Annotated in this window: 9 protein-coding genes; 3 read left to right on the top strand and 6 right to left on the bottom strand. The window is 54.4% G+C overall.

All coding sequences use genetic code 11. The features are described from left to right. Nucleotides 1-18: 18 nt before the first annotated feature. Entirely contained in the window at nucleotides 19-858 is an 840-nt protein-coding gene (locus Q8902_07605; protein ID MDP4199420.1) for a hypothetical protein, read from the top strand. 2 nt (nucleotides 859-860) lie between these two features. On the opposite strand, the gene Q8902_07600 is transcribed toward Q8902_07605, so the two are convergent. Beyond that, nucleotides 861-2765, bottom strand: coding sequence for an OmpA family protein (locus tag Q8902_07600; protein ID MDP4199419.1), 1905 nt, complete (start codon nucleotides 2763-2765; stop codon nucleotides 861-863). Nucleotides 2766-3010: 245 nt separating this feature from the next. Between Q8902_07600 and Q8902_07595 the strand changes: the two genes are divergently transcribed. Together Q8902_07595 and Q8902_07590 are read left to right on the top strand one after the other, a co-directional pair. Next, nucleotides 3011-3448, top strand: a complete 438-nt coding sequence (locus Q8902_07595) for a VOC family protein (GenBank protein MDP4199418.1) — start codon at nucleotides 3011-3013, stop codon at nucleotides 3446-3448. Nucleotides 3449-3684: 236 nt separating this feature from the next. Beyond that, the gene (locus tag Q8902_07590; GenBank protein MDP4199417.1) at nucleotides 3685-4653 is read left to right on the top strand and encodes a hypothetical protein; all 969 of its coding nucleotides are present in this window, start codon (nucleotides 3685-3687) and stop codon (nucleotides 4651-4653) included. A 49-nt stretch (nucleotides 4654-4702) separates the two neighbouring features. Here Q8902_07590 and Q8902_07585 read toward each other — a convergent pair whose 3' ends face one another. From Q8902_07585 to Q8902_07565, 5 genes are all read right to left on the bottom strand, one after another. Continuing rightward, nucleotides 4703-4891, bottom strand: coding sequence for a hypothetical protein (locus tag Q8902_07585; GenBank protein ID MDP4199416.1), 189 nt, complete (start codon nucleotides 4889-4891; stop codon nucleotides 4703-4705). Continuing rightward, nucleotides 4891-6201, bottom strand: coding sequence for a ribosome biogenesis GTPase Der (gene der / locus Q8902_07580; GenBank protein ID MDP4199415.1), 1311 nt, complete (start codon nucleotides 6199-6201; stop codon nucleotides 4891-4893). Before der ends, Q8902_07585 begins: the two co-directional genes overlap by 1 nt. 51 nt (nucleotides 6202-6252) lie before the next feature. Beyond that, entirely contained in the window at nucleotides 6253-6588 is a 336-nt protein-coding gene (locus tag Q8902_07575; protein MDP4199414.1) for a four helix bundle protein, read from the bottom strand. Nucleotides 6589-6667: 79 nt separating this feature from the next. Beyond that, on the bottom strand, nucleotides 6668-9712 hold the full coding sequence (locus tag Q8902_07570) for a S8 family serine peptidase (protein ID MDP4199413.1): 3045 nt from the start codon (nucleotides 9710-9712) through the stop codon (nucleotides 6668-6670). Nucleotides 9713-9906: 194 nt separating this feature from the next. After that, nucleotides 9907-15471 (bottom strand): hypothetical protein, encoded by a 5565-nt coding sequence (locus tag Q8902_07565; protein ID MDP4199412.1) that lies wholly within the window; start codon nucleotides 15469-15471, stop codon nucleotides 9907-9909.

The following is a 15471-nucleotide window of genomic DNA, read 5'->3' as shown; positions in this document are numbered from 1 at the left end:
CTTCTTCTATTCGGCAGCTTGGCTTTCGTCGCTGGCTGCGAACAGGTCGTGCCTGCCGATGGACTGCCATATGTCGATCAGATCGTCATCAAGGGTATTCTCGTTGCTGGTGAGCCGATCGATAGTATTTCAATCACGCACACATTACCGCTCAATGTAACCTATACTCCAACTGCGGCTGCAATACCCGATGCGATAGTGATGATTATGGTCGACGGGAAAGAGATACCACTTTCGTATCTCGGACAAGGCGACTTTGGCGATCCGATGAACGACACGGTGCAGGCCGGCAAGACATATTCGATCGACGTTCGGTGGAATGGGCTTCACGCTACGGCCTCGACACTAGTACCGAGTAGTCTCACGATTCAGGACGCAATGATTCTTCCACCACAATTCGATACACAGTATTTTCTTATTAACGGGTATACGCCAGACACATTCGTCAGCGTGTCTGCAACCGCCAGTGTTTCGATCGATTCAAAGACGAATGAAGTGTATCGTGTCATTGCGGACTCCGTCTGGAATGACTCCAGTTATCACTCATCCTCCTCAGATTACTATCGATCCTATCAGGACTACACGCTCCCGAATGACACCTCATCCGAACGGCTGATCTCTTTAACCTATTCGTTCTATTTGTCGCGGATGGACACCAATGGCTTTGCCGCCAAATTGACAATCGCGGGCTACGATAGAGCCTACTATGACTTCCTCAGAACGTATGAACACTATGACAACGGCGGGGATATTTTCGGCTCCAGCGGCACGAACCCTAAGTGGAACGTCTCCGGCGATGGTATTGGCATCTTCATCGGTGAGGCGAAGACGCAAGTGAGCATGACATACAGGCGATAGCACTAATCGCTCTCGCTCGTAATCGTCATCTCGACCCTGCGGTTTTGGGCGCGGGCTTCATCGGAAGTTCCTTTTACCCGGGGACGAGTCTTTCCGAAGCCAACGGCCTTCATCCTCGCTCGATTAATGCCGATGAGCGCGAGATACTCAAGTACGGCCTTTGCCCGATTCTCTGAGAGCGTTTGGTTTGCTGCGAGGGTGCCCACATCATCGGTGTGCCCATCAATCTCGAGTGTCGTCTTGTTGGACTTGCGGAGGAATTGCGCCATGCGCGTGAGTTCCAGTTTGCTCTCGGGAAGAAGATCGGCTTTGCCAAATTCGAAATAGACATTTTTCAATTCGGCCCTCGCGCCAACTTCGGTCGCGGCCAGTTCGAGATCGAGCTTGGTGCGATCGAACGAGCCTTCCTGCGGCACAGTGAATCGCTCCGAATGCGGCAAGTGCCCATCCGCGATAGCCTGCACGCCGAAACGATGTCCACGCTGGGCGGCAAGCATGTACGCTCCGGAAACGGAATCACTCATGACGCTCTGGCTCGCTTTATCCGCCGAAAGATCGTCCACGAAAATCTCGGCGGCGAGCGGCTTATGCGTCTTCGCATCCGTGACAGTCCCTTGCAGCACGACGACAGGTTTCGGCGCAATCGTGGAATCTGTCGGCGAAAGACTCACTTGATATAGTCTCGACTTCCCCGTGCGATTCGAGACGAAATACGCCGTCTTGCCGTCCGGCCCGATCGAAAACCCATAATCGTCCGAGGCAGAATTGAATGGCGGACCGAGTGGTACCGGATCGCTCCACGTCGTGCCATTCCATTGCGCACGGTATAAGTCCTGCGCGCCACTGGTGCCAAGCAGACACGTCTTGCACGGACGGTTCGAGGTGAAGTAGAGCGTCACACCATCGGCAGCAAGGAAGGGGTAGGTCTCATCGTATGGCGAATTAATGTGACCGCCGAGATACTTGACGGTATCCCATCCTCCTTTGGCATCGATCGTCACGAGCCATAAATCCTCGCCACCCTCTCCATCCATGCCATACTCGCCATGTTTACCGAAATTCTCGCTGATAATCGCCGCCTTGCCATCCGGCGTGATGGTCGATTCGCAGCGGATCAGCATGGAGTAAAAATCGGCGTTCTGCGACGTCTTGAGATGCTGCGTCAGCCGTTCGATAAAATGGAGATTCCAGGCATCGGGTGCGCGATACTTAAGATCCGAATCCGGCAACATCTCCCGGTTGACAACATTCCAAATCGAATCGTGAAACTGAGCCATTACCTGCATCTGCCTTTGGTAGATGTAGTTCAGCATTCCACCAACGGGCGTCGGCGACTGGAACTGCTGACTGATAGCCGTATCAGCTTGTCGGACCAGAGCCATAGATTTCCGACTTCGAAAGCTACTTGCTTTCTCTTTTATCTTGGAAATGGTCGTGGCACCAGGACCAGAGCGAGCAATCCTCGCCATCCAAAGCGTAGGACCTCCACTAACATAATAAAGCACATCCCCACGGGGTGAGACTGTTGGGTTGAGTTGACCACCAGAGTTATTGATTGGCGCGCCGACATTGATCGGGGCCGACCAGCCGGAATCTGTAAGCTTTCGATACCAGAGGTCGCTATCCCATTTCCAACTGGGATTCGGGTCAGGCTTGCGCCAGGGGTCCTTGGAGGGACGCCGGGAGCCAAAGTACATGGTGCGGCCATCCAGCGAAAAGCAGGGGCGGTCGTCGGCAGAGTCCTGGTCGGGCAATTGTGCCGGCACCGCAACCAGCACGTTGCCGCCGGGATTCGGCACGATGGTGTCGCGCACCAACCGTGCAGGCTGCGCCCGCAAACCTGAAGCGACAAGGAAAAGTGAGAAGAAGAGCAGACCGGTTCGTTTGGCCATCTGTGTGCTTGGCATAACCGCACTACGGGTAAACGGGATTCCGGTAACAGCGGGATAGTGGATAGTTGAGAGTGGATAGTTGACAGTTGAAGAGTGAATAATGAATATGGACCGGCCTCATAATCTCGAATCATCGATCCGCACACTCATCCTTCCACGGTCCACTCTCAACTAACCACAAGATTTTGTCGTATATTGATGGCGCCCCTGATGGGCACCTATTATCGTATTCACCTAACGATTCTTAGAAAGAGCACTTTATGCCACGCATCGTACACTTTGAAATTCCAATGGACAATGCCGACCGGGCGACGAAATTCTACTCGGACGTATTCGGCTGGCAAATCACAAAATGGGACGGCCCAATGCCGTACTGGCTCGTTAATACGGACAATGCCAAGAGCGGCACAAGTGCCGGCGCACCCGCCAATGGCGCACCCGCCAATACTGCCACGAATGCCCAATGGCCCGGCATTAACGGCGGTATGCTCATGCGTCCGGAGCCCGGCGCGGGGACTGTGAACACCATCGACGTGCCGGACATCGACGCGTATCTCGCGAAAGTCGTCGCGGCTGGCGGCAAGATCAAAATGCCGAAGGATCTGATCCCGGATGTCGGGTATTTCGCCTATTGCCTCGATACTGAGGGCAATACGTTTGGCGTAATGCAAAGCGTCAATCCGCAGCCGGGGATGTGAGCGTTTCGAAGTTCACCTTCCTTAGCATCTTCCCACCCGTGCCGGGATGCTTAGCCATCCCCTCCTTTTCAAGGAGGGGATGGTTGGAATTCCAGGCAATTCTCATGGGACGGACGGAGTGAAACGAGTGTTGTGATTCCCTCCAAAATTTACCACCACCTCTTGATTACCACCACCTCTTGAGAAGACAACATTTGCGCTCCACACCTACTGTCCCGACTTCATTTGTATCGTGGATGGCCATCTTCCTATTTCTTGCAATCTCCGGCTGTAAATCGCATCAGTCGGCGATTCCACCTCCGCACTATGGGAGTCACACGATGTCGCTTGACAGCGTCGACCGAGCGAGAATCTATCTCAGGCGGGCAAACCACGTCAGCCTCGAACTCGTCCGTATGATTCAGTTTAATCCGGCGGGAGAACCGACCGATACCTTTAAGTGCGAATTCCGATATGCGCTCCTGAGCGGTGATACACTGACGCAGGTCCGAACAATGTGGTTTGTCGATGGCCCGTCGAGGGATACCACAGTATATGATCCGTTCGATCGCGTGGCACGGCTGGCAGATCACAACGGCGGAATTCAGGCTTATCAATATGACGACGCCAATCATACCGTGGCATGGACGGCAATTGCCGGCACACTCGATTCCAGTCACAAGGAGCCATCCGGCATTCGGACTGCGCTGTACCGGTTCGACCCATCCGGACATCAGATGAGTTGGGAAAGTCGGGTCAACGGTCATCGCGCGGCCAGTACTGTGTGTAGTTTCGATAATCACGGCCGTCCCTCCTGTACTGTGGCAATCAAGTATCATGTCATTGGCGATTCCGGAAATTGTTGCGACTCCAGTCCCCGGACCAAAAAAGTGTTAGTATCCGCGTTTGATGGCGCCGGCCGTATCCGGACTGATTCCGAATCAGTTTGGAAGGACGGCGTTCAGGGGCCGACCCTCCCAGCGAGCATTTCCGATCCTCAGCATCATGTTGATGAAGACTTCGGAAAAGACGGCAAACCGCACTATCGCTATCGATATGATAACTACGGTCGAATCAGTGTGTACGAAGATATCGGTCGCCTGAAGAACATCACGACATACAGCGCGAATGGACTCGAAAAGGAGATAGTCGCCACCATCGACGGGAAAGACAAGCCGAGCTCGGTCGATGAGTATGCGTATGAATATGATCTTCATGCGAAGTAAGAAGATCTCAGGGGTTGTTCAGCTTTCGACTATCGTAATGATGGGATCGTTACGCTTTGCGAGAAAGGGCGAACCACAGCATACCTGCCGCGACGAGAATCATGATCGTGCCGATCACGGCCCAGCGAGTCTGGTTGGTCATAAAGCTCCCACCGATCCATCCAATCCCTTGGCCAATCCAGATGACTCCCACTAGAGCCATCAGCGATGCGAGTATTACCAAGACCGTAGTCTTCATTACTTCTTTCGAAAAATAAATGAGATCGGCGTCCCTTCGTAGCCGTACTTATCGCGGAGGGTGCGCTCTAAGAATCGCTTATAATGCTCCGGAATCTCCTCAGGGAAATTGGAGAAGAATGCGAAGACCGGCGGCTCGATCTTGACTTGCGTGATGTAGTTGATGCGGAGATCGTGACCGCGAACGTTCGGTGGTGGCGTCCGCTCGAGGGCTTCGATCAACACGGTGTTCAACTCGTTGGTATCGATGCGCTTCTTGCGTTCGGCAGCAACTTTTATTGCGAGTTCAATGGGCTTTGTGTGGCGCTGTTTGGTCAGTGCACTGATAAAGACGACGGGCAGATAATCGAACGTCCGAAATGTTTCTTTGATCGACTTTTCGAATCGCGCGGACGTCATCGTGTCCTTTTCCAGTAAGTCCCATTTATTGACGACCAGGACTGCGCCCTTGCGTGCATCGATGACCTCATTGACGATTTTCGCGTCTTGACTTTCGAGCCCCTGCATTGCATCGAGCAGGACGAGCGCGACGTCGCACTCTTCGATCGCTTTCATCGTGCGGATCGTGGAGTACATTTCGACCGTGCTCGATATGTATTTGCGGCGGCGGAGCCCGGCAGTGTCGATCAGCGTGATCGGCGAGCCGTAGTAGGTGTAATTTGTGTGGAGCGTGTCGCGCGTCGTGCCCGCGATCGGCGTTACGATCGCACGGTCGAATCCGAGCAGCGAGTTCATATAGCTCGATTTGCCGACGTTGGGCTTGCCAAGAATTGCGATCTTGATCGGCTGCTCGCCTTCTGGCTCTGGCGCTTTGGCCGGAAATCTGGCAATGACGAGATCGAGAAAATCGCCGACACCGCGGCCACTAATGGCACTGACGGGAATTGGCTCGCCAAGCCCTAACGAATAGAATTCGGCGACTTCCTGCTGCTCTCGTTTAAGGTTATCGGTCTTGTTGACCGCGAGAAGGACAGGCTTACCGCTTTTTCGAAGGATTTCGGCAACTTCCTGATCGAGTGGATGGACACCGCTCGTGACATCGACGACAAAGATCAGGACGTCCGCCTCCTCGATAGCAAGTTCAGCCTGCTCGCGGATGGCGCGCTCGAAAATGTCCTCGGAATCGGGTACGACGCCGCCAGTATCGACGAGATCGTATGTGTAACCCGACCACTCCGCCTGCGCATAGTGGCGATCGCGCGTGACGCCGCTGACCGCTTCCGTGATCGCGCGGCGCTCGCCGACGAGCCGGTTAAAGAGCGTCGATTTGCCGACGTTCGGCCGACCAAGAATAGCTACAGTTGCAAGCAAGGGGGTAAGGATGAAGGATGAAGGATGAGGGCTGAAGGAAAAACGAATGCCTTAGTACTTCTTCACTTTCTTGACGATGGTCGTAAAGATCGCGATGAGTTGACCCGTTTCATTCTTCAGGGTATCAATGTGCTGGTGGGCAACAAGTTTCGACTCCTCGATTAGCTCAAGCCAATAGAGGGTCTCATCAAGTTCTTGCAGAGAACCCTCTAACTTGCTAATGAAGTCCGCGTTCGATTTTGCCCGGCGAGCTTCTCGGTACTGCGCCCCAACGGAAGTGCCAGAGCGCAGTATCTGCTTCGAAATAACCCAACCGCGAGGATTGTTGGGAATTGACTCGGAAAAGTCCATTACACCGAGAGCATAGCGCACCGTCCGGTGGCGCAGGTCTTCTCGCGCGCTGGTGCCATCCCCGCTTTCCCTCAGCCTTCATCCCTCAGCCTTTGTCCCCAAGAATGCCTTATCCTTATTTCATAAGCACCAGGCTTGTTTGGCTCGAAATGCCCGAAGCCGTTTCGAGCAGGCAGTGGTAGACGCCCGGTGTGACAGCTCCGACAGCCACAGGAATGGCATGGTCGCCCGCGCCAAGAATCCCGGAGAATACTTCGCTGATGGTGCGGCCAAGCACATCCACGAGCCTGATCGTCACATGGTCCTCGCTTGGCAGTGAAAAATAGATCTGCGCGTCACCCGAAGTAGGATTCGGCGCGGCCAGCATTTGCAGTTGCGAAGCATTCGATTGGGATTGAACGCCGGCCAGAGCTTCGGTCGAGAAATCGACGATACCTGATCCTTCGCTCACGGCGCTAATCGTATAGGAGCCCTGATTTCCGGATGCGCTAACCATGCTGAACGTTGGATCCCATGAGGATGGGGCGGAATAATAACTCCAGCTATAGGTCGAAGTACCGGATTGTGCCACGAGGAATACCCCTTGATTCGTGGTGATAATCGCGGTATCCGTGCCCGGTTTGAAGGTCACAGAGTACGGAATGCGGTAGGGGTCCGGCTGGCCGGTGTTTGGATCAATCATATCGATATTCGCCCATGTACGGCCTTTCGAGAGCGAGACGAAGAGTCCGGCACTATCTTTATTCGTGCCTTCACCGCGCACGCAGGCAAAACCGATGTGCTGGCCCGCGCTAAAAGCGATCGATCGGACATTGTTCTGCTTGGCAGTACCTCCGATCGGGACAGAAACCAGCCAGGTCGAACCGCCATTGGTCGTAATATGGACCGCGCCAGCATTGCCTCCGAAAATTCCGAACGCCCCATCCCAGAACAGCCCATTATAGAATGTCTTTTCGGATGTTGTGGCTGCGGAAATGCCGGTGCCTTTTGTAAAGCTCTGCCCACCATCGTTGGTCTGGTAGAATTGGAAGCTCTTGCTCACGGCGTCGCTGATAAACCACCCGCTCGTGGCACTGGTAAGATGGATCGAGCGCGGGGGAACGAGGACGTCAACCACGTTCCAATCCGCGCCGCCATCGGCAGTCATGATCACTTGCGATGCTCCGGTGATCGGGTCCTGACCGCCAAAGCAAGCGGTCTGATCGTCGAGCGCATCGATGCTGAGCGCCGGTACTTCGGCCGGAAGATCGGTCGGAGAATATTCCCAGCGTGACGCAACGGGACCAAAGAATCGGCGGCGAGCGTATTGCGTGACCCGAAAGATCGTATCATTACCGGATTCGGGGTTGTGTATTTTCTCAAAATATCCAAAGCCGGCCCAGCCGATCTTCGAATCAACCTGCTTGACACAGGTAGCATGGCCAGAAACGAGACGATGCTTCATGCCGGGAATAGAAGTCAGCGGAACATTCACAATGAGTGAATCCGAATAGAAGTTATGGTCCGTAATAAAGAACTTCATTGGGACCGTTCCTTCCGAGAACTGCCTGGTGCGGAATACATTCGGAAACTGCCCCACGCGTGTTCCATGCTGGTCCATTGGTCCTAAGTCGAAGTTCGGCCATTGACTCGGAAATTGCGGCTGATAGTTCTGCCATGAATATCCGGGCCCAGGTTGGAGCGTGGCGGATATGGTATTGGTAGCCGGAGCCGCGGAGTTAACGAAGTTTACCGACAGGTTTACGTATGCTCCAACTCCTCGGAGCGAATCGCTCGGTACACTATTAACCTGGTATCCCACCATCGACACGTTCGGATGGCTTGGAGTCTTGACTTGATTGAGTGCCGCCAGTGCATTCACGCGGCCATGATAGTCCGGATTGCTTTCCTGTCCGCGAACCGGATCGCAGGTTTCGATGATAATACTCTTCACGGCGCTGGGCGGGAGCGTTGCATCTTGCGACATGAGCAGTCCGCAAATACCGGCGGTGATTGGGCCGGAAAAGCTCGTGCCATCGACGCCAGGATCACTCGTATAGGACGAATTTCCGGGGCTCAGCGTCGTCGTCATAATATCGACACCAGGCGCAAAGACCAGAACGGACCTGCCGTAGTGCGTGAACGATGACGGATAGCCGCGTGGGTCGGTCGCGCCAACGGAGAGTGCACCATCGAGATTGGCTGGATAAAACGGTGTGATGTCGTTATTCTTCGAGTAATTACCGGCGGACGCCACGAGCACCTCGCCACGGGCCGTCACTTCATCCGCAAAGGTCTGCTCGAATGCCAGCGCCGATGGGTCGATGGTCCCGCCCCACGAACAGTTGATGACGTTAGCGTTATGCGTAGCAGCGTAATGAATGCCTTCGTAACCTGCAGTAAGTTGTCCTGCATCGTTGGCAATGCGGACCGCAAGAATTTTGCAGAGCGGCGCGACACCGGCCATGCCGATGCCATTATCCATAATGCCGCCGAAGCAACCGGTCGTCTCGGTGCCGTGCTCGCCTTCGTTGGCACCTAAATGCGGCATGGCGTCCGGTGTATTCGAAGCCGCGTTCCAACCGTGATCGACCATATTGGCCGCAAGATCTTCGTGGTTGTAATTGACGCCTTCATCGACATCGGCGATGATGACCGACGGACTGCCTTTCGTGATGTCCCATGCTTCTGGGCAATGGATCGTATCGAGGAACCACTCGCTGCCGCTGGTATAGAGCGGATCGTTTGGAAGATGCTTTTGAGGCTCGAAGATATAGCGTGGAGAAGCGGTTTGCACCAGGCCGGTTTGAAGCAAACGGAGCGTCACGCCGAGCGGGTGCGCCTCCGAGGCGTAATAAATGACATACATCCGGTCGATGCCGAGCTTGTGCGAGATTGCATCCTTGTATGCATCGGCATCGAACGGCTCGATCTTGGTCACGCCGATCTCGCGCAGGATCTTCTGGACACCATCGAGCTGGGCGCTCGCGGCGTCATGCTCGAACACGGGATTGTAGCCCTCGCGGAACTGCGCGTAAACTACACCGGGCACGCGGTGCGGATAGGATACGTCCCACGCGGCCGACTGGGCGTGAGCGATCGGGAGCGGCGCGAATAGTGCGGCCGCGGCAAAGAGCAGCCCACCGATAACGATCGAGCGAGCGGAACGGGAAGAGATCATAATCTTTCGAGATTGATTGGGTCGTTCGGCCAGCGCCGCGCAGCGCTTGCCGCATGGCGGGTGCCAAGGGATGAATTCGAACTCAGCCAAACGGCTGCGGAGCGGGGAGGGTTTCGTGAAGCGGAGGCAGGGAAACGAACGAGCGCCCGGAAGGACTTCTTCCGGGGCTCCGTTATACTGCAATTAACCCCAACTTACCGCACCACTTCGAACTTCACCGTCCGGCCCTGCGTCGAATTCGCCACACGGACGTAATAGATCCCGGTTGCGAGGTGCGAGCAATCCAAACGGTAGCACAGACCGAAATCGGCCTCGGGCGTTGCATCGTAGAGCGTAGCGATATGCTCGCCGGTCACGCTTACGACTTCCGCGACGAACGGCTCACCAGCCGACAGAGCATCGACGCAAATGAGCACATGGTCTTGGGCTGGATTCGGATGGACGGTCAGCATGATTGGTTGGGGGTTTGGTACAGCTTCTGGCCGCTGAGATGATCGCTTGGCGGCAGGACCATCATTCACAGTATCTATTGAGTACACTTCCAAGTACGATCGCTCCAGTGTATCTTGTACATCTCCGCGCAGCAACTCAAAGGACAAAAACGCGGAGTCGTCTGAGATCGAACCGGGTAATTGGTATCGAATCGAATCGGGATCGAATGAGGAAGAAAATGGACTTCCAGTTCCGGCCCAAAGTACTTCTGCTCGTGTTATTGCCATCGAGTCGATTGTGACGATTGGAATCGAATCTCGATAGTGCATGAGGCGAACACGGAAGGTGAGATAGTCTGACGAACCACTCAATGCACTCTGAATAGCCAGGGTGTCAATGGTGACGATCTTTCGAGCAACGATAATGGAATCGCCAGGATGCACCGCGAACTCATTTGTCTGAATCTCAGAAGCAACGCGCGGCGGACTTGGCCAATCATCATCCACTCCGTATTGCGTTGGGTCCATTCGGACCACACCAACAGCCTGCGGGTCATACGAAGGGTTGCTTGGAATGGTCCGTCCTTTGTTAACGAGAACATCCCCAATAATACCCGAGCATGAAGCCGTATCCTTGCTGCCATTGTATACGATAATATGACCGTCGATTCCAGTCAGCCAATCGATCCCATTGAGCCAACCATTCGTAATCTTTACGCTCTGAACGCCAGTGTCACTGGCATTCTTAAGCATCACGAACGAGCGAGGGACCATCGCACTATCTCGCCATGGCGACATCGGTGTCGTCGACTGCGCTAACGATGGCAGCGCACCATAAGGCTGCGGGATGTATGAAATCAGCCAATCCGGCGCCCACGCAAGCAACAAGACCTTGCCCTTATTCTGGTAACCGACCCGAATAAAATCGTGAACATCTTTCGCACTCTGGTCAAACCAGTTCGAATAATCGAAGTATCGGGGTTCCGTTGCCACCACTGGATAGTGGAAGCCATGCCAACCAACATCGAGTTTCTCGACACAGTATGCACCCCAGAAGCCAGGCCTATGCGTTGGGATTTCGTGCTCATGCCTTGCCCGAACAATCGGCCAGTAGTTGCTGCCGGTGTTGAGGGAAGCATTTTGAATCTTTGCTTCCCAGGTCAAATGATCGTCAAAGCAAACGGAATCAACGATGGTCACCAAATACCATCGCTTGAAGAGAACTTCCTTTTGCATTACCGCACCGAACGCCAACGAGGGATGGACGTTGTCGCACGCGGCTAAACCTCTTGATACGCAGAACATTGTGTCGGAAACCGCAGTATCCATGACATGCTGCCTCCGTCCATAGAATATCTCGTGATGATTCGGTTTTGTCGGACGCTGGAAGGCAAAGCGAATTGGCCATAGGCTATCCGCAATAGGTCGGGATGCTAAAGTTGGAAAGAGCGCGGGGTACTTAACACCGCCTATCGTGGTATCAAAAGCAAGCGGTGGCTGGGAAAGACCCGTTTTGAAATACGGTGTTCCCGATCGTGGCGTGACAAAAAGACGGCCTTGGATCGCACCGCTGAAAGCTGGACTGTGGTAGCCTGCTGCAACAAGCCAAGTCGTGTCGTTAACGGGTGTCAAAACGGGTGTCACCCAGTGAAAGTCGGAGGTGCTATCGTAAAATGTCAGAGTATTGAAGGTCGCAAACTGCCACACCGAGTCTGGAGCACGTTGAAATCCAGCCACGATTTTCCCTGTATCGCCATTGGTCCGGTACCAGTAAGCGAGTGCGACTGCCGTGTCGTTGGAGGCGGGGCAAATCGATGGACGAGCGCAGAAATGCGACGTGTCTAATGCTTGCTCATTCCCCGTTAGGATATTGTCCCCAGACGATGCATCCGGGCTTCCTCCGAACGTCGCTCCCGCCGCAGGATAAGATACATATAGCTTGTTATTCCGGGTATAGGTAACTACCGAGTGGGTACCACCTAACCTTTCTGCGACGCGCCGACCGTTATTGAAACAGAATTCAGCCAGCCTGGTCTTGCCGATGTCTGTTCCAGTTCGAGCCGCGGCATTCACGGAAATATCCGGCTCGAAGTATAGGAACTTCGCATCGCCCGGCTTGATATAAACGGCAAACGTGGAATCGCGATGTAGTAGCCATGTCGAATCGGGATGCCAGAGATCGCGCACGACATAGTAGTTCCATGCTCCGAACGTTGGATCGGTTTTGGTTAAGTCGAGCTTCATATACAACTTGCGAACGTCGATGTCGCCGAGGAGGGGCTTCATCTGGTCCTTCAGCGCAAGGCCGGAGTTGTAATAGACGCTATCGATGGAATCATGGCAGGGATACGTGCGAGTGTTGACGACCATCGCGGCATAACCAGTGCTATCTTTGAAGAGACCGACCTGGACGTAGGAAGCGGTGTCGTCATCTTTGACGAGTCTGCCACTGTCTACGCTGTCGGTGAATGGGCCGGTACCACGCGCGCGACTCCAACGTTTGACGAGGACAGTGCTATCGATCTTGAGGAATGCCATATTTCGTGCAATAGAATCCCCCGGTGAAATGAACGATCCATTGTATCCATCCTGCGGAAACGAGACGACCCGCAATTCACCGGGATGTGTCATTGCGTTGGCGTACCCATCAAGCCAGGTCATTCTTCGAAGTGGGTGGGGCGACTTTCGTCCATTGGTCGAATCGTATATTTGATTGATGCGATCGGAGGCCCGTGCCCATGCGCGCCAGCTATTCGCATAGCCAAGATAAAAATACGGCAAATTACCGTTTATGTCATTGGTATCCGGGAGCGTCCAAGTTTGCGAATCGGCATTGGAAGTATACTCGTGTCCGAAATTGCGGTAGTGATCGTAATTCTGAACGTCTGAACCGGTGCGCATATAGTCCATCCCAAAGAGTCCTCCCGGAATTCCTTCCGCACCTTGCTTGCTAAAGCTGAATCGAGGGCCAATTCCATCCTTCCACGGAAGAAAGAGGAAAGCATAATCCAGCGGCTGGCATTGATCGATCGCCGACACACCTGCCGCAACACAGGTGAAGAACACGCCGGAAATCTCTTCTGGCGTTTCTGGGCGAGTGGCGTAGCGCGGTCCAGCGGTCGTATCGAACCATTTCACCGCCGTTAGATGGATGATATAAATAGTATCCGAGATGGTGTCCGTATAGTTGAACACTGTGTGCATATAGCGGGCATAGCGAGATGAGGGCGAAAAATGGCGCACGGTATCGAAACTCCCATGCTTCAACTCGAGCGTGCCGCTGTCCGGCATCCAAGCCCAGGATGCACCGGCCCCAGGGAATCCGCCGATCAGGCTGTATTCATAAGCCATCCGGCGATCTGGAGGATGGTGAAGCGCGGCCCGCGTACCTGGAAGAATGGCCGAGCCAATCCGAAGACCGCGGATGACGTTCGAATAATACTTGTATCCTGCCAGATCGCCCGACCCAGAGTCGGTCAGGATCAGCATTCCCTGCAGATTGTAATGCTTGAAAGGGCGGGTCGAGTCGTAGGTAGTGTCGGAAGGCATCGGGGCCAACGCAACATAATCACGCGGGAACGGAACATTGCCCGACCAGAATATTCCCGACTGGTTCGCAAACAGCGATGGCGGCTTGCCATCGTACCCGAGGCGGTTGCGCCGGAAATGCGCCACGCTCGCGCCATCCCCCTCCTGCTCGCGATAATGCGGTGCGCAACGCCTCTTTGCACCCATATAGTCCATGTAGCCCATCATCGCGTGTGACATCGTACTATTGGTGCCTCCGATTGGAGAATCTGTGTCGTTCAGTCCAAATTCTCCCGGGCCACCCTCGTCGGGCGCGATGTATGCGAAGAGCGAATCGACAGCGTCGTCCAACCCGCCTACTTCGCCTTTCCCCATTGTGATGTCAATGGGATTGAGAGAGTGAGTGGAGACAGCCGAGAGCCGTTTCCGGTAGAAGAATTTGTCCGCAATTGTGTCCTCGAAGGCCAGTCCGCGCACACGAATCTTGGCGCGGTACGTCGAGAATATGCGGAATTCAAGTAGATTATCTGCTTTGTGGTCAGCGTAGCTCACGATGGAGTCTGCTTGCGTTTCGCTCCACATTCTTGTGGTGTCCGACGGTGAACCCCAACCCACGTCCGGACCTCCCCAATCAACATCTGGCCCGGAGTGAACACCATTGGCATCCGTGACGGTCTTGTTCGCGATCATAAGATTCTTCATCGCTTGTGGAATGTCCTGGAAGAGAACGTGCAGTTGCTTGAAATTCCATCCGGGATGCGTAAGCGAACCATTCTCTAACCAGTCCTGCTTGCGCCAACAACTGTCGAGTGCGCGATATAGCCGCTTTGTTACGATCACGTCCGTGACTCTGTACCAACCAGCGCCGGAGGTATTCGCATGGGCCGCATCCCGAAACGGTGTGAAGGGCTGGACGGGCCAACCATCCAAGGCAAGCACTGTATCGTGAGCAGGCTGATCCCCTTGCTTAAAAAGCACCTGCAATCTCAAAAGCGGCAGATCGTCTAAACTTCTTCCATCCAAATTCGCGGTATCGATGTTCGATGTATCGATATTGAACTCGAGCGTGGTCGAAAAGTCATGCGCCACGTCGAGCGAGCCATCCGGACGGCTCAGAGCAGACAGGCTATCGGTCCGAAGAAGCGATGCGGCAAGCCTGTCATCGGAATATGCAAGGATCGGTTTGCCATCATCACCGTATGCCAATACAGAATCAACGATCGAACTGTCGGTCTTGAAGCGGCTTGTATGATACGTCGCCTTGACCAGCGAGTCGTTCGCCGGGTACTCCGTATAAGGGGAAATCTCGTTCGCATCGTAGGTATTATCATACCACTTGACATCCGTATCGAAATTCGCGGCGTTATACTTCCAAAAGTAACTCGGGGTGGGCGGCGGGCCTTGCATCCAGGTCGGCAGCGGGTATGGGAGAGCATAATAATATCGCTGTTTGATACCGCGCGTCAAATCGCAAATAGGACCCGCCCCATCGAACTCGACCATCTTCCGCTTGCCATAGAGCGTATCCCCTTTCGAGACGAGACCTCCCCACCAACTGAACTCCATCGTGGCTTGGAGGCTGTCGGCCATGAGATTGACGAGCGAGTCCCGCCGCGTCCCGGGACCACCGATGCAGTCGCTTGCCGTGCGCGCGATATCGAACAGCCCGATGCGAAATGAATCGACATTCTCGTACCCGCGCGGCACGACGATCTGCCCGGCATCGCGGGCCTGTGCGTAGAGCGTTGCTGTGATCAGACAGCAGCCTACGGTCAGAACAGAAAGTTTTGTGAGCGACAT

The sequence above is a fragment of the Bacteroidota bacterium genome, from assembly GCA_030706745.1.
Classification (GTDB): Bacteria; Bacteroidota; Ignavibacteria; order Palsa-1295; family Palsa-1295; genus PALSA-1295.
Note: the sequence above shows the minus strand (reverse complement) of the source record. Positions and strands in the feature narration are given on the sequence as shown.